This is a genomic window from Cohnella sp. GbtcB17 (assembly GCF_019091135.1).
Classification (GTDB): domain Bacteria; phylum Bacillota; class Bacilli; order Paenibacillales; family Paenibacillaceae; genus Cohnella.
Window position 1 is genome coordinate 1 of record NZ_JAGXJW010000014.1, and the last position, 23426, is coordinate 23426.

Consider the following 23426-nt stretch of genomic DNA (forward strand, 5'->3'; position numbering starts at 1 on the left):
ATCGTGCAAAAGTGCACGATAGATCGCCTCTTTGTGCGAGATCGGGTGTGTTTCGAGAGAAAACCGTGCACTTTTGCACGGTAGGCGAAACGATGAGCGGGTGCTGATTTCGATCGTGTACTTTTGCGCGATAGCCGGTCCGGGTTTGGGAGTACGAGTGTGTTCGAGGCTGAATGAGCCGGATAATCCGGCTTTTTTGGTCTTCGAACGCGGGTTTGGTGGAGAGAGCTGCCGACCCGCCTACGCGTTTACTCCGCAGGCACGTTCACCTGCGCATATAGCTTGCGGTACTGGCCGGGGGTGTAGCCGGTCTCGTTCTTGAACTTGCGGATGAAGTTCGGCGCATCGAGGTAGCCGACGCGTTCGATGATCTCCTTGAGCGGCGCGCTCGTGGTGACGAGCTGGCGCATGACCTCGTCGGTGCGGAGCCGCCAAATGTACTGGGAGAATGTCATGCCCATCTTGTCCTTGAAGCTGCGGCTCAGATACGAGGTGGAGACAGAATACTTGAGCGCGATATGCTCGAGGCTCAGCGTATAGTCGGCATACTGGCTGTCCACGTATTCGACGATGTTCTCGATGAGCGACTGCTGCTCGGTCTCGGTATTGCGCTCCACCTGACGGCAGATTCGCGACGATAGGGCGATTAGCTGGCTCTCAAGCTCCTCGAGCGTCTCGAATGACGTGAAGCCGGGAATGTCGTTCAGCACGTCGGTCATGCCGTACTCCGAGGCGGTGCGCAGCAGGGCGTTGAGCAGATCGAAGCAGACGCAGCGGAGCAGGGAGACGGACAGCTTCACGCCGCGGATCTCGTCCACGAGGCCATGAATCGTTTGCGCGGCGACCGCCTCGTTGCCCTGCTTCAGGCTTTGCTCAAGCTTCAGCATCGACTTCTTAGGCAGCCAGTAAGCATCGCCGGAGGCTTGCTCCTGTTGGGCCAGCCGCTCGAAGTAGGTGACGCGTCCCTGCTCGCCCATCAGGCGAAACTGGAGCGCCGTCGCCGCTTCGATGTACGACTGGTTCAGCTCGCCCAGGCTGTCGTACGGCGTGCCGACCCCAAGCGAGAGCTGCTGCCGCAGCTCGTCGCCGATATACGCGAGTACGGCATCGACGACCTGCTCCACGCGCGCTTGCACCGGCTCATTGCCCTCGGCGCTCATGGAGACCATCAGCGCGAACCGCTCCGACGGGGATAGATCCACGCCGTAGGCGCGGGCTCCCCACTGCGGAAACTTCGCCTCGCGGAACCGCTCGGCCAGCTGCGCGACGATCGTACGCGAGGAACCGGAAGGAGGCAGCTCCTCCCAGGTGAGGATGACGGAGAAGCATAAGCTTTTCCCCGGCGCAAGCTCAAGGCCCGCGCTCTGCACGAGCCGCTCGATCTCGGGATCCTCCGGTTTGCCGTGCTTCAAGAGCAGGAGCAGGCACTGATTGCGCACGTACGGCTGCTGCATGTCCGCACGCGCGCTGTACTCGTGGATCGTAGAGCGAATCCAGTCCCACTCGTTGCGGGTGTCCGTCGTCTCGGCAGCGCCGGTGCCTCTGAGCTTGACGAATTCCATCAAATTTTTGATCGGGTGATATTGCCGTCTCGCCAGTACCATGGCCGCCGCGATGCCGACCAGGCCGACGAAGCAGAAGACGACCAGAATGAGCGACCGGATATGCGCGACCCGGCTGAAAAATTGGTGGCTCGGCATCGTCGTCACATAGGTCCAGCCGTTAGTCTCGGACTTCACCGCCACGACAGACTGCTGCTTGCCGTCCAGCGTCAGGCTGTGAATGCCCGTCGACAAGGACGCGAGACGGTTCAGGGCGGCCTGGTCCATCGTTTCGCCGCGGCTGGTGCCTGTCAGCTTGATGCCTTGCGCATCGAAGATGTAGCTGCTCCCAGAAAAGTCGTTCAGAATCGAAGCCATCATCCCGGTCAGATTGGATTCCTTCATCAGGTACACGACGGTGCCGTACGGAAACGGATTGTTCGGCTTAATCGGCACGAGCAGCGTCAGCATCGATTCCTGCCGGGCGTTGATCGTGACCTGCTCGGCGGGACGCATGATCGGCTGGATGGCGGTATTCATCTCGCGCGCCAGCTCCTGCCTGCTCGCTTGGCTGAACTGGTACGTGCTCCCGAACGCAACGTCGAGATTCATCAGTCCGCGGTAGGAGTAGACGACGGAGTCGTCGCGGAAGTACAAAAAGAGATCCTGCAAAATGCCGCTGCTCGCCTTGTAGTTCGCCAGCGTCTGGATCGCTTCCATGCCGTAATAGTCGTGATGCACCATATAGGAGGTCAGATGCTCGTCGTACGTAATGCGTCCCGCGATCTCCTGCAGCTCGGCGATGCGGCCGTCCAAAGTGCGCTGCACCTGGTTGAGCTGGTTCAGATTCGATTGCTCGATCTCGGTACGGAGACTGCGAACGGCACTCTCGTAGACGGAGGCCGTGACGCCGGTGAGCGGGATCAGGAAGATCAGGATATAAGAAAGCGTGTACTTGAAGAGCAGCTTGGATTTGAAATGACTCCAGTTCAGACGGATGCGAGAAACGAAGGCTCGCTTATTCGCGGGATTCCACACCGGCATCGCTCCTGCTTCAATTTTATTTTAACGTCGCGGGGACGCGGGCGCCGGATCGGCGTTCGGTTCCGTTCGTCCTCAAACATTATAATGATATAAATCGATATTCAACATTATAACGATAAATCGGGCTTTAAGGAAAGGAAACGATTTCAAATGCAGCGGAGGGTGCCGGAGGAGTGTCGTGAAGGCCAGTTAGTCTTAGGTAGGAACAATCGTGCGGGCTGGGAGTGTCGCGGAGGTCAGGTAGTTCTGGGTGAGAACAATCGTGCGAGTTCGGAGTGTCGCGTAGGCTAAGTAGTCTTGGGTAGGAACAATCGTGCGAGCCGGGAGTGTCGCGGAGGTCAGGTAGTCCTGGGTGAGAACGATCGTGTGAGCTGGCTGTGTCGTGGTGGCGAGGTAGTCCTGGGTGAGAACGATCGTGTGAGTTCGGAATGTCGCGAAGGCGAATCGCAAGTTCGATCCCAGGCGATGGGTGGCCCCAGTCTGCGTCCGCATGCGGGTTTGTCCGATTTTGATGCGACGCGCTTGCCCTTTGGCAAGTGCTGCTTTTTTGCGCGGAATCGCCCGTTTTGAAGCTGGAAAAAGTGGTTTAATACGTGAAGAGTCTGACATTTTTCATCAAGGAGGACATTCATGTATCGGCAACTACGCGCGCTTGGGGTCGCTCTTTTCGGAATAGGATTCATCTGGTCGATCGGTCATCCTGCCGGCGCTGCGCAGGCTGCAGCAGCGGCAACGACGGGTAACGCAAAGGCGTCTGCCTCGGTCACGGCCACCTTTAAGGATCGGGATCCCGAGGCGGGGGAGATCGGCGGCATTTTTTATTGGAACACGACGGGGGCCGAGCCCGCACAGGGCTATGAGGCATACCTGGTGGATAATAAAGGGAAGCGTTACGGCAAGGCACTCGGCAGATATGTCGAGGAACGCCAGTCGATCGTCATCCCCGAGGGCACAAAGGTAACCGGGAAAGCCGCGGCGCTCGGCCTCTTCAATGCGGCGGACCGGAGTAAATCTGCGGCCGCACCGATTGCGACAGCGAAGCTGCTGGACGAGCCTGCTTATCGTGTGGGTGAGCTGACCTACAAAGACGCCAATCCGGGCGCGGGCGCCTGGGCCTCGATCGCATGGAGCGATCCGGCGGACGGTACGGCCTACGACGGCTACCAGATTGAATATCCGGGCGGCACAGAGAAGTTAGCCAAGTCGGCGTCCGGTCGCTACAAGTTGCCTTTGCAAAATCTCGATATCCTTGGCGAGGTGACGGTCGTTCCTTATCGCAAGGGCGGCGTATTCGATTATACGGCGAGCGCGCGAGTGCAGACCTACGACGATATTCGCGACGAGGCACCGAGCTGGATCGATTCGGAAAATGTAAATTCTGCCAGTGCGCCTGTGTCTGATATTCACTTCAAGCCTGTCCTGTCCGGCGGCAAAACGCGCGTTTCCGGCGAGCTGAGCTGGTACGACGCGAAAAGCTCCACGACTGTAAGCTATGTCGTATACGGCGCCGACGAAGCGGGCAAGCCGATCCAGTCGCTCGTCGACGTGACGAACGACTATCCATTCGACGGCAGAGCAATCAGCGTGACGCTGCCCGAATTCAAGCTGGAGGGCGTCGCCAATATCAACGTCGTGGCCATTCGCGACGAGGGACAGTCCGCAGCCGCATCCATACCGGTCGGCGGAGATCCCGATCCGCTCTTCGTAGATACCGACAATGCAAAAGGCGAGATTGGCGGCACCGTCTACGTGATGCCGCGTTTCCCCGATTATGGGGCCACGCTCCACTTCGTCGACGAATGGCAGCAGCCGGTAGGCGATACGCTTGACACCGTCATGGGCGAGAACCGCTACTTCGAGATCCCGTCCGGCACGGCCATTCCGGAAGGCGCGTGGAAGCTCGCGATCTACGACAACGGCGGGCTCGAAGGCAGCGAATTCGAGAAGCCGCCGCAGTATATTGGGTTTGAGGATAGGTTTGAAGAAAAGTAAGGCGCTCCGGTGCCGCGCTCTCTCTTCGTTGACACCGTTCACGGTGTTGGATAGCATGAAGGGAAATAGTGTCTAGCCGGAGGTGCGGAGCGTGATGCAGGAGCTCGTCGGAGGAAATGAGAAAGAGCAGGCGGGACGCGGTGGGAAGGAAGGACCCGGCGGCGGCGGGCCGGGCATCCTCGTCATCAGTCACGGCTCGCGCGAGCCGGGTTGGGTCGCGCAGGTGGAAGACGCGGTTGCCGAGGCGAGAGCAAAGCTGCCCGCGGACCTGCCGGTCCAGGCCGCTTACCTTGAACTGGTCGAAGGCCGGCTGATCCAAGACGGCGTGCGCGCGCTGGAGGCGCGAGGCGTGACCGACATTTACGCGCTGCCGCTGTTCGTCTCGTCGGGCAGTACGCATGTCGACGAGATCGGCTGGGCGCTCGGCGCATACGCGGAGCCGCGGCGCGAAACGGATCTGGAGCCGATCGCCGTCACGGCGCGTCTCACCTATGGCGAGCCGATCGGCAGCGATCCCGAGATCGCGCGCGTGCTGGCGGACAAGCTGGCCCTGCGGTCGCGCGAGCCGGCGTCGGAGTGCGTGCTGCTCGTGGGCCATGGGAGCGAAGAGCCGTGGTTTTATGAAGCGTGGCGCAGGGAGCTTGAGGGGCTGGCGGCGGAGCTCGCGCGCATCGGCGGATATGCCGGCGCGGACGCGGCGCTGCTGCGGCCGAACGAGCCGGCGGCGCGGATCGCGAGCTTGCGCGCGCGGTATCCCGATGCGCGGCTGTTGGCTGTTCCCGTTTTTCTGAGCGAAGGGTACTTCACCTCGACGGCCGTGCCGAATCGGCTCGCGGGACTGGATATCGATTATGCCGAGAACGCGCTGCTGCCGCATCCGCTCGTCAGCGAATGGATCGCCGGCAGAGTCCGGGGTTGGCTCTCGCGCCGCGCCGAACGGCTTGAAGTTTGACTGAAAAATAGAACGAATCGAAGCCTCCGCTTGATAAGAAAAGCGGGGGTTTTTGCCGTTTGATGTCAAGCTGGCGTAAGTTCTGTCCGAGGCTGCGCGCCGCCCGCCCACCGCGTTGACATTGGCATGACGATTCAGTAGCATGAATAAGTAAAGACTTGAATCGGAACGGATAGAGAGCGATAGAAGAGGGGATTCAGCTTGGATATAGTGAGAGCGCGGTTGATCTACAATCCGACCTCGGGACGCGAAGAGATGCGCCGGAGATTGCCGCAGATTCTGCAGCGGCTCGAGCGGGGCGGAATCGAGACGTCCTGTCACGCGACGGAGTCGGAAGGCGATGCCGTCCAGGCCGCTTCCGAAGCGGTGGAACGGGGATTCGACATCGTCATCGCGGCCGGCGGCGACGGCACGCTGAACGAGGTCATCAGCGGCATCGCCCCTCACGAACGGCGTCCCGTCATTGGCATTCTGCCGGTGGGGACGACCAACGATTTTGCCAGAGCGCACGGTATCCCGAAGAAGTGGGACGAGGCGTGCGACCTGATCGTCAAGCGCTACGCGAAGCCGGTGGACATCGGTCAGGCCGACGGCAAATACTTCATTAATATCGCGGGCGGCGGCTCGCTGACAGAGCTCTCCTACGAAGTGCCAAGCAAGCTTAAGACGATGATCGGGAATCTAGCCTATTACATACGGGGATTCGAGAAGATCGCGCGGCTGCGTTCCTTTCATATGAAGATCTCGATGGACGGCGTCGGCGAGTTCGAGGACGAGTACATGCTCATGCTGATCGCCAACAGCAACTCCGTCGGCGGCTTCGAGAAGCTCGCGCCGAACGCCTCGGCAAGCGACGGCATGTTCGACGTGCTTCTCATGCGCAAGTGCAACCTCGGCGAATTCATCCGTATCGCGACGCTGGCCATGCGGGGAGAGCATTTGCAGGATTCGCACATTACGATGTTTCAGACGAACCGGGTGACGGTCGAGTCGGACGCGGATCTGGACATGAATCTCGACGGCGAATACGGCGGGCAGATGGCAAGGACGTTCACGATGCTGCCGGGGCATGTGCGGATCATTATGGACGAGCTGGGGGAGACCAAGTATCACTGACGGGTCAGCGGGACGAAGTATGATTGATTGGCTTGGGGAAAATGAATTCGGATGGCTGTAAAAGCAGAATTATTTCCGACGGGCATGTATCTCTTTATATAGAAGCGGAACCTATGAACGGGGCTGGACAGCATGAGTGACAAGGGCAAGCGCGGCGGCGGCTCGCGGGGCGGCGCGGCGAATCGAGGCAGCGGCAGGTCTATGGACGGCGGCGGGAAAGAAGGGCGGCAGGCGTCAGGCCGAGCGGCGGACCAAGGCGGCAGGTCTGTAGGCGGCGTCGGGAAAGAAGGGCGGCAAACGCCCGGCGGTGCGGGTGATCGCGGTCGGGCGAGCGGCGGCCAGCAGGAGCGGGGGCAGTCGAGCGGAGCGGCGGTGCGCGCGGAATCGCGCGGGCGCGGCGCCGATGGCGGCCGCGGAGCTCCGAGTGCTGATAGCGGCGGCGGTGCGCGGCCGCGGGATCGCCGCCAGGGCGAGCATTCGAGTGGCGGACGGCCGCAGGGTCAGCCGCAGCATGCGCGTAGTGCCGGCGCGCGGGATCGCCGCCAGGGCGAAGCGCCGCGCCGGATCGCGGGCGTGCCGGTCGCGGTCGGCGATTCTGTCGTCATCGACATCGTCGGGATGACGCATGAGGGACAGGGTGTGGGCCGGGTGGAGGGCTACACCCTGTTTGTGTCGGGCGCCGTGCCGGGCGACCGGGTGCAGGCCGAGGTGCAGAGCATCGGCAAGTCGTTTGGCCGCGCGCGCATGGCGGCGCTTGTGGCGGCGAGCCCGGACCGCATCGCGGCGCCGTGCGAGATCTATGAGGCTTGCGGCGGCTGCCAGCTGCAGCATTGGGGCTACGCGGCGCAGCTCCGCTGGAAGCGGGAGCACGTCGCGGGCGTGCTGGCGCGCATCGGCAAGCTGCCGGTGTCGCCGCTGGAGGAGGCCGCCGGCGAAGCGGGCGGCCGCGAGATCGCGCCCGATGCGGGGCGCGCGCCGGTCGTCGTCCATCCCGTTATAGGGATGGACGAGCCTTGGCGCTACCGCAACAAGGCGCAGGTTCCCATGGCGGCCGGCGTCGGCGGCCATGGACTCATCGGCGGCTTCTTCGAGCAGGGCAGCCACCAAGTCGTAGACATGGAGGCCTGCCTCATTCAGCAGGAGCAAAACGAAGAGACCGTGCGCGCCGTCAAGCGCATCGCCCGGTCTCTCGGCTACTCCGCTTTTGACCGCACCACGGGGCGCGGCCTGCTTCGCCATGTCGTCGTCCGTCATGCCGAAGCGACCGGCCAGCGCATGGTCGTCCTCATCACTAACGGCCGCGACCTGCCGCATGCCGACGAGCTCTGCGGGCTCATCCGCGAGGGCGTCCCCGGCGTCGCGAGCATCTGCCAGAACATCAACACCAGCTCGACCTCCCAGGTATTCGGCGAAGAGACCCGCGTCCTCTGGGGCAACGACGTCATCTACGACGAGATCGGCGGCATCACCTTCGCCATTTCCGCGCGCTCCTTTTTCCAGGTCAACCCGACCCAGACCGAGCGCCTCTACCGGACAGCAGTCGACTACGCCGGCCTCACAGGCGAAGAGACCGTCATCGACGCCTACTGCGGCATCGGCACGATCACCCTTTTCCTCGCCCGTCACGCTCGTCGAGTCTATGGCGTCGAGATCATCCCCGAAGCCATCGAAGACGCCCGCCGCAACGCGCTGCTCAACCACATAAACAACGCCGAATTCGCCGTCGGCCCGGCCGAAGTCATCATGCCGCAGTGGCAAGCCGAAGGCGTCGCCCCCGACGTCATCGTCGTTGACCCGCCGCGGAAGGGCTGCGATCCGGCGCTGCTTGCTACGATGCTGGAGCTTCGTCCGGCGCGCATCGTCTATGTATCCTGCGATCCGGCCACGCTGGCGCGTGATCTACGTGTGCTTGAGGATGGCGGCTATCGGACAGTGGAAGTGCAGCCGGTGGATATGTTCCCCCACACCACCCATGTAGAGTGCGTGTCGCGGTTAATCAGAACAAGGTGATAGGATGACTCCATAAGTTACTCATCAAACAAGAAGACCTTTTTACTAAATTAAGGTTTTAGCTGTGCTATAATCAAACTCAAATGAGACTGATGTAACGGGATGGTGAGTTACATGAATCAAATAAAAGATCTGCAAAAACTAATTAGACTTACGGGCGATCGGGCAAAATTGGATGCCAAAGCCAACGGGACATATATTGTATATAAGACAAAAGATGGTCAAATCGTAAAAGAATACTACAACGGTGATGTTGTTCCCGTTTCCGACGAGGATGTCCCTCATGCATGAGTTGGCACCGATCATGTATGTGTTTGCAGGAAATAATGGAAGTGGAAAAAGCACGATTAGAAACTTGATCGTTGATCGGCTTGGAATCAGTGTTAACATAGATCCGGATGCTCTTGCACGGGGAATAGATCCTGTTCACCCTGAAAGCCGTAAAGTATCTGCAGGGAAAGACGCCATTAAACTGGCCAGAGATTGTATTCACAACAAACGTGATTTCTCTGTCGAAACAACACTCGCTGGAAAAAATGCCATCCGCCTTATGCTTGATGCAAAGGCAAACGGATTTGAGGTTACAATGTTTTATGTCGGTCTGGGCGATTATCATTTGAATATCAAGCGGGTAGCCATTCGAGTGGAAAATGGCGGACATCACATTCCCTCTGAAGATATCATCAGACGGCATCAAACATCTCTTCAAAATCTACTGTCTCACATTCATTTGATCAACCATTTGATCGTTATTGATAATAGTCATACAGAAGGTGAAATTATTCTGAGTGCAACAAACGGTTTAATAACCTCGCAATCGGAATCCCTCCCTCCATGGACTGAATGCATTATGGAAAAGATAATAAATTCGTAAAAGCAGCCAAGTAGTTGGGAAGCCTGAGAGTTGTTAGTATGTAAGAATTCTCGTCATTGATAAAGAATCCGAAAAAATTCCTGATTAAGTAAATAAGTAGAATATATAGCAGTAAATGTTGTTTAATCGACTCTGGATTTACTAAAGAAAGGCGCCGGTGGAATGATCCCGAGCTTCTGATATTTGTGCTTGTTTTTATGTGCAGAAAATAGTCCGTCGAGCTTGTCGGCCGTAGTCTGAGCTTCAGAACGTAGTGCGTGGCCGCGATGCCTCTATAAATATATATAGTAAATGATACAATCTAAAATCATACCTATTTTGGAATAAAGTGAATATCAGTGGGGGTTTTCGAAACATTTTCCCAGAGATTAAAAAGATCATTAGGGCAAGATAGGTTGAGCTTTATACGTATGACAAACTTCCAGAATCCTTTAATTTTTTGGTGTAAAAAGGAAACGCATTGGAAGGAGGGCGATTATCAATTGAATCGCCTCAGCATTACTGCCGTGAACGCTTTAAAACTTCAGACAATATGTTCTTTGCCATTTCAATCGTTCCTTCATCATGCTGGATCAGCATAGAAACCACTTCCTGAATAATCTTCTCATTAGCAGGCAGCTGTTCATATTGATAAGAATAAACAAAGAACTGGTGTACTCCTACGTCCAAGCACACTGCTATTTTTTCTAAGTTGATTAGAGAGATGTTTTTTTCAGCTCTTTCAACGCCGCCAATGTACGAAAAGGTAAAACCACATTTTTCGGCTAGGGCTGTTTGGGATAAGCCTTTTGCTTTTCTAATTTCTCGGATACGCTTGCCAACGTTTTTCAAAATTTCGGACATGTTGTACACCTCATAATGAGTTTAGAGGTTATTGGAGTTGCGAAAAATTACTTTAAAGAAGTCATAATTAAATAATTGATACAAATAGTAGTCAAATGTATAATGATTAATAAGTTACAAAGAACATTGGTAATATCCAAAAGATTGGAGATAAGGAGGCCAACCCATGCTCCACCTACTTCATCAGTATGAGGATGAGAAACGAAAGTTAAACGAGCTTGGGTGCCAATCGTTAGAGCAAGGAATCCCGTTGTACAAAAATGAGGCTGTTCAGGCGCAAAGTCGGAAGGTAGACGAGTTAATCGTTCAGTTCCATCGCAAGCAAGCAGGATATGATAAGCGGCTACACAAACAGTGAGATATCGGAGGGAAAAGTCGTAAGAGAATCGACTCTATGTTTATGGAAGATTAATTCAGTCTTGTCTATACGATGAGGATGATAGGGAGGATATGATGGAAAGAAAGCCTTGCAAAGCCATCATTGAATGGGATAAGGATAAAGACCCGAGCAAGTTTCCATTAAACGAATGGCTTCGCGATATTGTCGTTATATTTGGAGAGGTCGTCGGCAAGAACATTCATGGCGATGCGTGGACTGTCTTGGTTCGTGTTACAGAAGTGGTGGATGAATCGCATACCTATGCAGATGTGGTTTTTATCGTAGACGAGGCACCATGGCACTTACTTGAACGAGGATTCAGCTTCAAATTATGGGCTGGGAGGGATATTGCTGCCGTCACCATTTTATAAGGCGATCTTGATAACGATGTCCCTCTCCCTGGCCCTCGCATGTACATAACCCTAAACACGGGCAGATCCATCCGATGATTTTTAACTCAATCGAAAATATCCAAGAGAGCGTCCTAAAGCGGGGCGTTCTTTTTATTACTGAAGATACTGAACGTATTTCCTATGGCCGTGAAGATGGGGCTTGAAAGCACTTCATTGTACATATATACTGTTTATATACGATATATACACTTAAGGAGGGAGAATATGCATCTCTCCGTGTCCCTAACATCAGGAGAACCGATTTATTTGCAAATAAAGGAACAGATCAAAAATCAAATTTTGACTGGGCAGCTTCATGAAGGAGAACTTTTGCCGTCTATTCGCAATCTTGCCCAAAACCTGAAGATTAGCGTGATCACGACGAAACGAGCATACGACGAGTTGGAACAGGACGGACTGGTAACTTCCGTTTCCGGAAAAGGGACGTTTGTCTCCGGCGGCAACAAAGAATCGATACGGGAGATTAAATACCGTGCCTTGGAAGACCAGGTCCGATTAACAATCAAAGAAAGTCGCAGTATTGGATTAACAAAACGAGAATTTTTGAATTTAGTAACCATCCTGTACGGGGAGGAGAACGAATGATGAATGTCATTGAGTTCCGCCAATTCTCTAAACGTAACGGAGCGTTTACCCTTCAGAATCTGAACTTTCCTATTCAAAGCGGCTATATTACCGGATTGATCGGTCCGAACGGATCGGGCAAAACAACGATGATTCGTTCCATCATGAATCTGATTCGACCTGATTTCGGAGAGGTGCTCGTATTCGATCAATCATATCACAATCAGGAACGGGACATTAAACGGCGAATCGGCTTCGTATATGATGAGGATTTCTTCTATAATCATCTGACTGTCAATGAGATGAAGAAAATCGTATCCTCGTTCTATCCGACTTGGAATGAATCGGTGTTTCGGAAGTATTTAGATGATTTTCAACTGCCTTCACGGCGAAAAATTCGCGATTTATCCAAAGGGATGAAAACTAAATTTGCGTTAGCCACTGCATTAGCCCATGAGCCTGATTTGCTAATCATGGATGAGCCGACATCGGGTCTTGACCCGGTATTCCGAAGAGAGGTGCTATCCATTCTAAGCGAATATATTCAGGAAGGTACGCGTTCCGTTCTTTTCTCTACCCATATCAGCACGGATTTGGAGCGCATTGCCGATTATATTGTTTATATTCGCAATGGGCAATTGAAATATTGCGGAAGCAAAGAAGATCTGATTGATTCGTATGTGCTGGTTAAGGGACCTATAGAATGGCTGAGATTAAATCGCTTAGAGAACACCTTTTCGGGCAAACAACAGAATGCTTTGGGATTTGAAGGGCTAATCGCAAAAGAAAGCTATTCCGAAGACGTCTTTGGCAACCAGGTGACTGTAGAGATGCCTTCCCTGGACGATATCCTTTTCTACACGAGGGAGGAGAAATAGATGGTTCAACTACTTGTGAAAGATATTCGAATTCAAATGAAATTTATCGCGCTCGGGTTCGTGTTTGTCGGCTTTTTCTTTTTTATTCTCGGTGCATTCGAAGGCTTGCCTCTATCCGTCCCCGCAGCGATCTTCAGTCATTTCCTGATTGTGGTCGCGAGCAAGTCGGATGAGAAAAACAATAATAGCCGTATGCTCGCTTCATTCCCATTGCGAAGAAGCGATATTGTGACTGCCAAGTATGTGGGAATTGTCATGTTTATGGGCATTTCGTTCTTGCTTACTTTATTGTGGAGCTGGTTGGCCGGGATTGTCTTGCCTGCACAGGAATTGCCTTGGTTCAGTACGCAGTCAACGATTCTGACCATTCTGATCCTTTTCGTATTTTACGCCATCTATTTTCCGCTCTTTTTCGCAACAGGTTCTCGGCTTGTACAAGTGCTCGACCTAATTGTGATCTTCTCGGTCGGAGGCGTCGGATTGTTGGCGATACGAATTTTGGAATGGACAAATGTAAGCATAGGTTCGTCACTTCGCATTTTGCTCCATTCGAATAACATATCCGATCTGCTGTGGGCGCTAGGTATTGGTTTGATTTTATTGCTTCTATCCTGGTGCATCTCGATGTCTGTGTACAAGACTAGAAATTTATAATCGGAGGAGAACTGTTGCACCGTAGCGCAACGGGCGGTTCAGGATCCGGGCACCTTCTTCAAGCCTGCCGCATACAACGGACCGTGCACCAGAATGGTTGCCAGGATGCGCGCCATTTCCTCGGGCGACTCTTGCATGCCGCTCTCCAGCCATTGTTGAACCACGCCGATGTGCGCCGATCCCACGTATGTAGTAAAATACTTTGCCGGAACGAGACATTCTTCCTCATTGATCAGCACGTCCGGACTTTTCCCCAGCATCGTCTCCCGAAAAAAATCTTTAAACCTGGTCTGGAACGTCATGTCTCCTTTCGGTCCCAATGCCGCTTTCATGAATCGGCTGTGCTCGTTCAGAAACGTGAAGATGGCTACAACCAGCGGGTAAATCGCCAAGTGGGGCGGCGCATGCCGCATCTCCGATGTCACCGATGGGACCGTCTGCTTCACAAGTGCGGACAGCCGGACCATGATCTCTTCTTCGCACTTGTCCATCAAGTCGTACTTGTCCTGATAATGCGCATAGAACGTGCCGCGGTTGATTCTGGCCCGCGTCGTAATATCTTTGACCGTCAGCGCTTCGAACCCCTTCTCTTCGATCAATTCCACCAGCGCTTCACGGATCGCCTGATTGCTGCGGATCACCCGCAGATCCGTCGTGTTCCCGTTCATCCGAATCCCCCGATTTCCCCCAAAAATTTTAATCGACACGTTGACCAGACGTGTTCATTAACCGACACATCCGCCATTTTTGCTCATTGAAGCCTTGCTCGCCCCGCAGCATAATAATCTATTAGGTGTTCATTAAATTATAAATCTATAGTTGGGTGGGAGCCAAGACCGGACTAACACTTGAACCAGATCTACGTCAAATCCAAGCGAATGCTAAGCCCCCTATCATGCGTAATGGAATGGAGGATGTATGATGAGCAGAGCCAGTATGCAAACATGGAAGGGACGAGCAGTCAAGCTGCTCCATATCGCGTTAGCGGTCATGTTGCTGAACGGCATGGTTCTCCTGCTGCCGGCCGACTGGGGAGGCCGCGCTTATGCGGCGGAGAACTATACGATAAACACGATCGTCGGAACCGGTACGGGGGGCTTCTCCGGAGACGGAGGGCCGGCAGATTCTGCCCAAATCAACATGGTGTACCATATTGCCGTAGACGCCGCCGGAAATCTGTATATTCCGGATTACGGCAATCACGTGATTCGGAAAGTGGATACGTCGGGAATCATGACGACTGTAGCGGGAATTCCAGGCTTTGAAGGCCATGCGGGGGACGGCGGTCCGGCGACTTCGGCTCTGCTGCGATACCCGACATCGGTAGCCGTCGACGGCGACGGGAATATGTACTTTGCGGAAATCGGCTACGAAATCGTACGGAAGGTGGATACGAATGGAATAATCAGCACGGTTGCCGGCCCAGGCACGGGCGCTCAGGGCTATTCCGGCGACGGCGGCCCAGCGACTTCGGCCCTGCTGGACGGTCCAATGGACGTAGCCGTGGATAGCGCCGGCAATTTGTATTTCACAGAGATATTTAATCATGTCGTTCGGAAGGTGGATAAAACGACCGGCATCATCACCACGGTAGCCGGTACGGGAGCTGCCGGTTTCTCGGGCGACGGCGGCCCGGCGACTTTGGCGAAGTTGAATACGCCGTATTCCATCGACTTTGACGGCGACGGAAATATGTATATCGCAGAGCGAAATAACAATCGGGTGCGCAAAGTGGATTCGTCCGGGAACATCAGTACGGTGGCCGGCACGGGCGCTCAGGGCTATTCCGGCGTCGGCGGCCCGGCGACGGCGGCCAAAATGTGGTGGCCGAACGGACTAACCGTAGACGACAACGGAACGCTGTATGTTGCGGAGCTCAACAATCACGTCATTCGGAAAATAAGTACGGCAGGCATCATCACGACCATTGCCGGGAACGGCACATTTGGGGATTCCGGGAACGGCGGCCCGGCGAAATTGGCGCAATTGAGAACCCCGCTCGGGATCGACCTCGATCTTGGCGGAAATCTGTATGTATCGGATTACGGCAACTACAAGATCAAAAAGCTCGAAGCGATGACCCACACGGTCACGTTCGATAAGAACGGCGGGGATACGGAGGCGAGCCCTGCGACCTTGAACGTGACGGACGGCGAGACGGTGGCAGCACTCCCCGCGCCGCCGACCCGTCCCGGCTATACGTTCGCGGGTTGGAATACGTTGCAGAACGGCGGTGGAACCGTCTTCGACGCGACGACTGTCGTGAGCGGCAATGTGACCGTTTACGCCCAGTGGAGCCTTCCTTCTTACACGGTCACGTTCGATAAGAACGGCGGGAATACGGAGGCGACCCCCACGTCCTGGAACGTAACGGCCGGCGGGACGGTGGCAGCACTTCCCGCACCGCCGACCCGTCCGGGCTATACGTTCGCGGGATGGAATACGTTGCCGGATGGCAGCGGGAGCAGCTTCGATGCGACAACTGTCGTTAGCGGAAATGTGACCGTCTACGCCCAATGGAGCCTGAGTCTGAATCCGCCCAACGCTCCCGCCAACCTCAGGGCTACTCCCGGAGACGGCCAAGCGTCTTTGGCCTGGGACAGCGTCGCGTCAGCCGACTCTTACAGCCTTTTTATCGGCACTGCACCCGGTGTGTACGCTCCCTTGCCGTTGACCACGGTGACGGGAGTGACCTATACGGCGACGGACCTTGTCAACGATACGACTTATTATTTCGCAGTGAAGGCGCACAACGCCGCAGGAGACAGCGGATTTTCGAACGAGGCGCTCGTGACGCCGCGCGCGCCGCAAGCGCCTCCGACGCCGGACTACGAATACGAACGGCCTACGGTTCAAGTCGTAGACGGCAACAGAGGTTCCATGATATCGGCCGCATACATTTGGCGTTCATCCTATGCCGACGGACGCCGGCAAGCAGAAGTCGAACTGACACAAGATCAGGCGACCCGTGCAGTCGACAGGCTGAAGACGCTCCAGTCCGATTATGCGAAAATGCTGATTACGGATGCCCAGGAAAGGGACGCAAATATAATTGCGAAGTTCCCGAAAGCTTCGCTCGAATTGCTGTCCGAAAGCAAGATCCGGATGGAGATTTCCGCGACGCGGGCGCGTGTCGTCATTCCGTATACAACATTCGAAGGGGGGACGGACGAGCTTCGTTTCCGCATCGAACCGGCCCGGGATGAGGACGTCGCATCGATCGAAAGGCTGGCAACGACGGACCCGCTCGTACTCGAAGTCGCAAGAGGCGGGGCGGCCGAAACCGTCGGTCGTCCGATGACGATCGGATCGAACGCGACCGGCGATGGATACGAGGCGATTCTGCCGCTGACCGATGCGCCGCTCAGCGACGAACAGCTGAAGAGCGTCGCGGTTTTCGCGTTGTATGACGACGGTACCAAAAAGCTGGAGAGAGGAAGCATCGTCCCCTATGACGGTGAAGATCGGCTTGGGATCCGCTTTCCCGTCTCCGCCGGCAAGACGGGCACGTTTACGGTCATCCGTTGGATGAATCCGGAGCATCAGGCGTTTGTGAACGGTTATGCCGACGGGAAGTTCGCTCCGAACCGGAACGTAACGCGGGCGGAAGTCGCCGCGATGCTGGTCAGGATGTTCGACCGGGATGAGGACGCGGCGCCCGGAGAGTTCCCGGACGTGGAGGAAGGACATTGGGCCAAGGCGTACATCGACCGCGCCTCCGGCATGAGCTTCATGATTGGATATCCCGACGGCAGCTTCAAGCCGGACGCGACGATCACGCGGGCGGAGATGGCGAGCGCGATCGCCCCGTTGCTGCCCAAAGCGACGGGAGCAAGCGCGGAATTTACCGATACCGAAGGAAGCTGGGCGCAAGCCGTCATCGAGCAAGCGAACGCGGCAGGGATCGTATACGGGTATGAGGACGGCACGTTCCGCCCGAATACGAAGCTGACCCGCGCCGAGGCGATCGCGATGCTCGACAGGCTTCTGGGCCGCGGGCCGCTGAGCGGAGCGCCGCAGCAATGGCCGGACGTCACGCCGGATCACTGGGCATACGGCTATATCCAGGAAGCATCCATGGACCATTCCTACGAGAAGCAGCAGGACGGCACGGAGAAGTACATTCCGGAACCGTAAGCAAATTTTATAGGACGGCGGGGCTAATGCCCCGTCTCCGGTTGAACAACGCACGAGACGTCCACCGTAAACAGCCCCCGAACCGAATACGGTTTCGGGGGTTCTTATTCCACACTCATTTTTCGCCATACAGAATCTCTTAGGCCAAAGCTTGTTCGACTTCCTTAATTAATCCGTTTGCATCGATTTCATCCGGGTATTGGATCTCTTTGCCGTTAATGAATACGGTCGGCACCATCTTCACATGACGTTTAATCGCTTCTGCAATAATGCTTAAACTTAAGTCGATGTTATCGGGTTGTTCCTGTAGCCCATATTCTTCGGTTAACATTTTTTTAATCGAATGGCTGTCGGATTCGCTCCACTGGCTTTGTTTGGCAAATAAATCCTTCATTAGCTCGTAGATGCGCTCCGGATCTTTATAGTCTAAAAAGGCGTTCGCCAGTGTGCCGTATAAAAGCATTTCGCGCGGTTTGTCATAGTGTTTAACCACATATTGAACTTGTCCGTTCTCGATATAAGAAGGCAATGTTTCATCGGCAGCTTGAAAGAACGTTGCGCAATACGGGCACGCCAAATTTAAGAACACTTCTACTTTTACAGGTGCATCTTCCTTGCCATAGCTTAAAAATGCATTTTCGATAACTCGTGTCATGTTCAATCCCCTTTGCTTGATGCTACCTGGAATGATGGACTCGTAGTCATGGCTAAAATTGCTGGCTTGCCACGATTATATCATCATTCTGTTGTATACCCGTCTTCTGGTTTAATCATCTGAGCAACCCGCCGCTTTGACCAAAAGGTACAGATCCTCTTGATTGGAGGAGGCTGTACCTTTTTCTTGCATACTGGATGGATTATGTGACGAAAGTGATGACCGCTGTCACTACTCGACATGAGTCAAACAACGTAATATCAAAAGATAGGAATCTCTGCCGGATCTGGCAACTGGGTATTGGATCATTGTTGAAGGCGCGAGCTTGCCAACATTGATGGGACGTGACATCTCTTTAGGTTAAAGGTTCGACAAACATTCTTTATCACACAATTTGGAGGGAACTGTATGAATCGATTACATGGCAAAGTTGCATTCGTATCGGGAGGTGGCCGCGGAATCGGTGCGGCTGCAGCGCTGGAGCTGGCCAGGCTTGGGGCTAAGGTTGCCGTAAATTATGTGCGCCAGGCGGAGTCGGCGCAAGCTGTCGTGGATCAGATCCGGCAAGCCGGGGGAGAGGCGGCGCTCGCCAAAGCGGACGTGCGCGATCCCGAACAAGTAAGGGAAGCACTGGATTCCATTCGGGCAGCATGGGGCGGCATCGACATTCTGGTGAACAATGCGCATATGTCTTTTGTTATGAAGCCGGTATTGGGGATGCAATGGGAAGAGTTAGCACAGAAGTTGAACGACGAGATGAAGGCCGCTTTTACATTGACGCAAGCCGTATTGCCTGCCATGATCGAACGGAAATACGGAAGAATGATTTACATTTCCAGCAATGCGGCCGACACCCCGGTGCCTTATATGGCCGCACACGGCTCGGCCAAGGCGGCGCTTGAAGCGTTCGTCAAGTATGTGGCGCTGGAGAGCGCGCCTTATGGGGTGACCGCCAACATCGTTTCACCCGGACTGGTCGAAACGGAAGCGTCAAGCGTAACCCCGGAAGCGGTCAAGCAGCAGATTACGGCGATGACTCCGATGCAGCGGGTAGCTTTGCCGGATGACCTGGCGGGGGCGATCACCTTTTTTGCCGGCGAGGAGAGCAGGTTTGTCACCGGCAGCTGCATGAAAGTGAACGGCGGCATCCAAATGGATTAATGCCTCCAGCGGGCGCGTGACCGACAAGGTGCGTTCCCGGGCTTGCAATCGCCTTTGTCTGGCTCAGTCAGCCGGACAAGGGCGATTTTTACATTTATTTTGCTCTCTCCGTATAGGCGGTTCCGGTTTATAATGTTTAAGGAGCCGATGCGTCGGCTGCGAGACGATTTCGACAGAGTCCTGATAACTTTAGAGAGGTTTTGGATATGACAAACCATTTCTGGCGTGATCTTCCACGCCCTTTTTTTATACTGGCGCCCATGGAAGATGTGACGGATGTTGTTTTTCGCCATGTCGTGAGCGAAGCAGCCAGACCGGATGTGTTTTTTACGGAGTTTGCGAATACGGAGAGCTATTGTCACCCTGAGGGGAACCATTCCGTGCGCGGGCGTTTGACTTTTACGGAGGATGAACAGCCCATCGTCGCTCATATCTGGGGAGACAAGCCTGAATACTTCCGTCAAATGAGCATCGGTATGGCGAATGAGGGATTCAAAGGCATTGATATCAATATGGGTTGTCCTGTAGCGAATGTGGCTGAGAACGGGAAGGGAAGCGGCCTGATCTGTCGTCCTGAGATCGCGGCGGATATTATCCAAGCGGCCAAAGCCGGGGGACTGCCCGTCAGCGTAAAAACGAGGCTCGGTTTCAGCGAAGTCGACGAGTGGCGCGGCTGGTTAACCCATATTTTGAAGCAAGACATCGTGAATCTGTCCATCCATCTGCGTACGAGAGAGGAAATGAGTAAAGTAGACGCGCACTGGGAACTGATCCCGGAGATTAAGAAGCTTCGGGATGAAGTGGCACCGGATACCCTATTGACCATTAATGGGGATATCCCTGACCGCCAGACCGGCCTTAAGCTCGCTGAACAATACGGCGTGGACGGCATTATGATCGGGCGCGGTATTTTTCATAATCCGTTTGCTTTCGAGAAGGAGCCGAAGGCGCACAGCAGTGAGGAATTGCTGGATTTGCTGCGGCTGCACCTGGATCTCCACGATCAATATTCAGGACTGGCACCCCGTTCGTTCAGTGCACTTGTCCGTTTCTTCAAAATATATGTCCGCGGATTCCGGGGTGCTGGCGAATTAAGAAATAATCTAATGAACGCAAAGTCAACGAGTGAAGTGCGCGCGCTGCTTGGCGATTTTGAAAGCAAGGTGCATGATGAGACCGAGGAACGTGGGAACTAGGATCGGCGATTGGAGAGGGGGGAGGCCACTTGTCCTGGAGCAAATTAAAGCAGCAACTGGAGGGCTTTCTCAGTCCTGCGTTAAATCATAGAGTAGAATACCGCGCGCAGGGTTATCGTTATTTACCCGATAAACCGGGCGTTTGTTATATTACGGTAGATAAAAAGAATATTCTCAATATGAATGATAAAACGAACGCGATCAGATGGTATCAAACGGAGCTGGAAATTAAGAACGACCCGGATATCCAAATTCCGATCAGCAAAGAAGACATTGAAGCGATCAGAAAAAATACAAAGGGGACCGTGCCGGAAGATCGTTTAATCGTCATGGCCAGAAGCAGAAAAAGTACGGAGCATGCCAAAGCGCTTTTGTCAGCACAGGTTTCGTTAAGTAAATCGAATTTTATCGCCGTGGCTAATCAGTATGTATCAACTTCTATAGAGGAAAGCATAGAGAGCGATGATATTGTATTGAATATTCTGGCTCTGGTGGACAGAAGAGTCGGGAAAAAGCGGGTTTTAAACATGGCTGGGCAGATGAAGTTCAAGCATCCGATTGTGCAGTATTTTTATGAGCTGAGGCGTAGTGCGTGATGAAGGATGAAACACGCGATTGATCATACCTCGTGGTCTGAAAGGCAATTGCGGACAGAATTAAAGCATTTTTTTCGACAACTAAAGTAATATAGAATTTGCAGTAAGCCGGAGGTTATTAATGATTGCCTCCCCCTGTGTTATAATGTGTTATCGAGTGACAATGGAGGGATCATGATGATCCTCAAAAAAATGGATTCACAAGCCACGAGTACGATAAAATCCATACTTCAAAAACTCAACATAAATAACCCTCGTGTATTAATTGACCTTGAAAAGCAAACTGTGGAAGCTCAAGAAGACGACTATTCAGTTGATGATCTTTTGGAAGCAGCAGGCACTTTAACGCCTGAACGAGGGAAAGAGCTTCTTAAAGAAGTGGGCCAATCGCGTGAGGAATGGAATGCATGAGTAGAGGGTATCTCCTGGACACGAATATTGCGATTGCGATTCTTATGAATGAGAGTAATGTAATCGATTTTGTTCAACAGGCCTCCCGTGACAAAATGCCGATTTATTTTTCGGCAATTACAATTTCTGAGGTATTTGCAGGGTTAAAACACGAGGAACAACTGCGTGCAGAAAAGCTGTTTACATCAAAAAGATGTATAGATGCTACATCAGAAATTGCAAAATTGGCTGGAACGCTTCGTAGGGACCTTAAACGTAAGGGGCGTAATTTGAAAACGCCGGATGCTCTTATTATTGCGACGGCGTCAATTCATGAACTTACTTTAGTTTCTAGAGATTCAGATATGAACTTTGTCGAGCAAGAATTGGCCATTCCGCGATTTAATATAGATTCAAAATAAGATAAACCGTCTCTTCTACCATAAGTTGGAGAGACAGTTTTTTAATATCACTTAAGGGAGCCGCACTTCGATCTACACGGGCACTGTCAATCCGCGTCGTCCTGATTCGGAACGTTTTCAACCCATATGGAATCCGCCTCCTATTGAATAAAATCCAATGTTCCGGGTAATATAAGAACATACGTTCTATATGGAGGCGGTCAGAATGGACGTCACGAAATATATAAGCCGAGAAATTATGATGATTTATGAAGATCGGCAAGGCAATTTTACGCAACGCCCGGTTAAGGTGATTGCAGTGACCGACAATAAGGTATCTGCCTACGACCTGTCTAAGCACGCGGCGCGCAGTCTTCACGCCGATCGCATCTTAGCATGCCGGCCGCTGCCGATCCAGGGTCGTGACATCTCATGAGCGCACAAGCAGAGGATATGCAGCTGATCCAACATCATGTCGAGATCATGACGCTTATGGAGTTGGCGCGCAAGCAGCATGAAGAGGCAACTGGCACACGAGCGGCTATTACTAAGCTTGTGGGCAGTTTCTTACAAGGAGAACTGGAACGATCAATGGGCAGACTTAAGGAGCGCCGCATCTGGATCAAGGATACGCCGGAGCGCTCCGGGCTAAAATTAATTTTTACATATGCTGTAGCTGGCCGGCGCGGGTTATACGAGATCGAGAGGGCCACGTTACGCGCATACATGACGGAGAGAGTGGAGGATTACTCGGACCTCATCATTAAGGTACAGATTCCGCGGCTGCCGATCGAGGTCAAGTATCCGGATCTTTCGAAGGGTTATAAAAAGAGAAGCCCCGGCGAATAACGCCAGGGCTTTAACTTGTTAGTATCTACGCCCAACCTCGACTGTGCATGCCACAGGTTGCGCGCTATGTGCGCGCTTGCAACACACTTCTGGCAACCAGCATATAGCCGGCCCCTCGAATCGTCACGATCCTCTCGGGATTGGCGGGGTCGGCCTCGATTTTTTTGCGTAAATTACTGATGTGTACGGCGACCGTTCGCGTATCCTCCAGACTCTCCGTTCCCCAGATGAGCTGGAACAACGTATCGGCAGCGACGACGCGATTCGCGTTTTGCGCCATATAGGAGAGCAGACTAAACTCTTTTTTCGATAAAAAGAGGGCGTTGCCGCCCAGGTTGACGGACTGCGCGTAGTAATCCAGCGTCAGACCCGGCAGCTCCAGCAGTTGTTCTCTTCTGCCCGTCGACACTCTGCGCAAGTGAGCCTTGATCTTGGCCATAAGTACGCCCGGGCTGAACGGCTTGGTCACATAATCGTCGCCGCCATCGGATAAGGCGCTGATCTTCACCTCGTCTTCCTCGCGGCTGCTCAGAAACACGATCGGCGCATTCGTGTAGCTGCGTGCGTGCCTGCACCAGTCGAGGCCGTTTTCATTAGCCAGCAGGACATCCAGTACAATCAAATCCGGCTCGAAAGAAGCCAGCAGCTTCATGGCTTCCGTCCCGCTATGACTGTAGGCGGATAGGAACCCTTCCCGCTCGCAATACACCTGAACGATCTCGCAAATATGGGGATCGTCATCGACCATCATGATTTTGTGCGTGTCCGCCACATCGTCACC

23 protein-coding genes are annotated in these 23426 nt (G+C 53.9%); 18 read left to right on the forward strand and 5 right to left on the reverse strand.

What is annotated here, in order from left to right; genetic code table 11:
* Positions 1-248: 248 nt before the first annotated feature.
* Complete coding sequence (locus tag KVT38_RS09630) at positions 249-2585, reverse strand: helix-turn-helix domain-containing protein (protein WP_217593496.1); 2337 nt, start codon at positions 2583-2585, stop codon at positions 249-251.
* A gap of 630 nt (positions 2586-3215) precedes the next feature.
* Between KVT38_RS09630 and KVT38_RS09635 the strand changes: the two genes are divergently transcribed.
* The 6 genes from KVT38_RS09635 to KVT38_RS09660 all read left to right on the forward strand — a co-directional run bounded on the left by KVT38_RS09635 (position 3216) and on the right by KVT38_RS09660 (position 9529).
* On the forward strand, positions 3216-4577 hold the full coding sequence (locus KVT38_RS09635; RefSeq protein ID WP_217593497.1) for a hypothetical protein: 1362 nt from the start codon (positions 3216-3218) through the stop codon (positions 4575-4577).
* A 94-nt stretch (positions 4578-4671) separates the two neighbouring features.
* Positions 4672-5529, forward strand: coding sequence for a sirohydrochlorin chelatase (locus tag KVT38_RS09640; RefSeq protein ID WP_217593591.1), 858 nt, complete (start codon positions 4672-4674; stop codon positions 5527-5529).
* A 201-nt stretch (positions 5530-5730) separates the two neighbouring features.
* Positions 5731-6645, forward strand: coding sequence for a diacylglycerol kinase (locus tag KVT38_RS09645; RefSeq protein WP_217593498.1), 915 nt, complete (start codon positions 5731-5733; stop codon positions 6643-6645).
* Positions 6646-6777: 132 nt separating this feature from the next.
* The gene (rlmD, locus tag KVT38_RS09650) at positions 6778-8655 is read left to right on the forward strand and encodes a 23S rRNA (uracil(1939)-C(5))-methyltransferase RlmD (RefSeq protein ID WP_254639111.1); all 1878 of its coding nucleotides are present in this window, start codon (positions 6778-6780) and stop codon (positions 8653-8655) included.
* A gap of 114 nt (positions 8656-8769) precedes the next feature.
* Positions 8770-8946, forward strand: a complete 177-nt coding sequence (locus tag KVT38_RS09655) for a hypothetical protein (RefSeq protein ID WP_217593499.1) — start codon at positions 8770-8772, stop codon at positions 8944-8946.
* The gene (locus KVT38_RS09660) at positions 8939-9529 is read left to right on the forward strand and encodes an ATPase (RefSeq protein ID WP_217593500.1); all 591 of its coding nucleotides are present in this window, start codon (positions 8939-8941) and stop codon (positions 9527-9529) included. Before KVT38_RS09655 ends, KVT38_RS09660 begins: the two co-directional genes overlap by 8 nt.
* A 498-nt stretch (positions 9530-10027) precedes the next feature.
* On the opposite strand, the gene KVT38_RS09665 is transcribed toward KVT38_RS09660, so the two are convergent.
* Positions 10028-10372, reverse strand: coding sequence for a helix-turn-helix domain-containing protein (locus KVT38_RS09665; RefSeq protein WP_217593501.1), 345 nt, complete (start codon positions 10370-10372; stop codon positions 10028-10030).
* Positions 10373-10822: 450 nt separating this feature from the next.
* Between KVT38_RS09665 and KVT38_RS09670 the strand changes: the two genes are divergently transcribed.
* From KVT38_RS09670 to KVT38_RS09685, 4 genes are all read left to right on the forward strand, one after another.
* Entirely contained in the window at positions 10823-11122 is a 300-nt protein-coding gene (locus KVT38_RS09670) for a hypothetical protein (protein WP_217593502.1), read from the forward strand.
* A 246-nt stretch (positions 11123-11368) separates the two neighbouring features.
* Positions 11369-11749 carry a GntR family transcriptional regulator gene (locus tag KVT38_RS09675; RefSeq protein ID WP_217593503.1) on the forward strand — a complete coding sequence of 127 codons (381 nt, stop codon included), beginning with the start codon at positions 11369-11371 and terminating at the stop codon, positions 11747-11749.
* A complete protein-coding gene (locus tag KVT38_RS09680) occupies positions 11746-12606 on the forward strand; it encodes an ABC transporter ATP-binding protein (RefSeq protein WP_254639112.1) in 861 nt (286 codons plus the stop codon). Before KVT38_RS09675 ends, KVT38_RS09680 begins: the two co-directional genes overlap by 4 nt.
* Positions 12607-13260 (forward strand): ABC-2 transporter permease, encoded by a 654-nt coding sequence (locus tag KVT38_RS09685; RefSeq protein WP_217593504.1) that lies wholly within the window; start codon positions 12607-12609, stop codon positions 13258-13260.
* A 38-nt stretch (positions 13261-13298) separates the two neighbouring features.
* Here the strand turns inward: KVT38_RS09685 and KVT38_RS09690 are convergent, their stop codons facing one another.
* The gene (locus KVT38_RS09690; protein ID WP_217593505.1) at positions 13299-13928 is read right to left on the reverse strand and encodes a TetR/AcrR family transcriptional regulator; all 630 of its coding nucleotides are present in this window, start codon (positions 13926-13928) and stop codon (positions 13299-13301) included.
* Positions 13929-14181: 253 nt separating this feature from the next.
* On the opposite strand from KVT38_RS09690, the gene KVT38_RS09695 reads away from it, so the two are divergent.
* Positions 14182-17397, forward strand: a complete 3216-nt coding sequence (locus KVT38_RS09695; RefSeq protein WP_217593506.1) for an NHL domain-containing protein — start codon at positions 14182-14184, stop codon at positions 17395-17397.
* 139 nt (positions 17398-17536) lie between these two features.
* Here KVT38_RS09695 and KVT38_RS09700 read toward each other — a convergent pair whose 3' ends face one another.
* A complete protein-coding gene (locus KVT38_RS09700; protein WP_217593507.1) occupies positions 17537-18052 on the reverse strand; it encodes a thioredoxin domain-containing protein in 516 nt (171 codons plus the stop codon).
* 408 nt (positions 18053-18460) lie between these two features.
* Between KVT38_RS09700 and KVT38_RS09705 the strand changes: the two genes are divergently transcribed.
* From KVT38_RS09705 to KVT38_RS09735, 7 genes are all read left to right on the forward strand, one after another.
* Positions 18461-19213 carry an SDR family oxidoreductase gene (locus KVT38_RS09705; RefSeq protein WP_217593508.1) on the forward strand — a complete coding sequence of 251 codons (753 nt, stop codon included), beginning with the start codon at positions 18461-18463 and terminating at the stop codon, positions 19211-19213.
* Positions 19214-19419: 206 nt separating this feature from the next.
* Positions 19420-20409, forward strand: coding sequence for a tRNA dihydrouridine synthase (locus KVT38_RS09710; RefSeq protein WP_217593509.1), 990 nt, complete (start codon positions 19420-19422; stop codon positions 20407-20409).
* A 29-nt stretch (positions 20410-20438) separates the two neighbouring features.
* Entirely contained in the window at positions 20439-21005 is a 567-nt protein-coding gene (locus KVT38_RS09715) for an SF0329 family protein (RefSeq protein WP_217593510.1), read from the forward strand.
* A 174-nt stretch (positions 21006-21179) separates the two neighbouring features.
* Positions 21180-21416, forward strand: a complete 237-nt coding sequence (locus tag KVT38_RS09720) for a hypothetical protein (protein ID WP_217593511.1) — start codon at positions 21180-21182, stop codon at positions 21414-21416.
* Positions 21413-21817, forward strand: coding sequence for a type II toxin-antitoxin system VapC family toxin (locus KVT38_RS09725; RefSeq protein WP_217593512.1), 405 nt, complete (start codon positions 21413-21415; stop codon positions 21815-21817). The genes KVT38_RS09720 and KVT38_RS09725 overlap by 4 nt, the downstream gene beginning before the upstream one ends.
* Before the next feature lie 205 nt (positions 21818-22022).
* Positions 22023-22232 (forward strand): hypothetical protein, encoded by a 210-nt coding sequence (locus KVT38_RS09730; protein ID WP_217593513.1) that lies wholly within the window; start codon positions 22023-22025, stop codon positions 22230-22232.
* Positions 22229-22645 carry a hypothetical protein gene (locus KVT38_RS09735; RefSeq protein ID WP_217593514.1) on the forward strand — a complete coding sequence of 139 codons (417 nt, stop codon included), beginning with the start codon at positions 22229-22231 and terminating at the stop codon, positions 22643-22645. The genes KVT38_RS09730 and KVT38_RS09735 overlap by 4 nt, the downstream gene beginning before the upstream one ends.
* A gap of 64 nt (positions 22646-22709) precedes the next feature.
* Here KVT38_RS09735 and KVT38_RS09740 read toward each other — a convergent pair whose 3' ends face one another.
* Positions 22710-23417: a response regulator transcription factor gene (locus KVT38_RS09740; protein ID WP_368859078.1), complete on the reverse strand. Its 708-nt coding sequence runs from the start codon at positions 23415-23417 to the stop codon at positions 22710-22712.
* Positions 23418-23426: the final 9 nt, after the last annotated feature.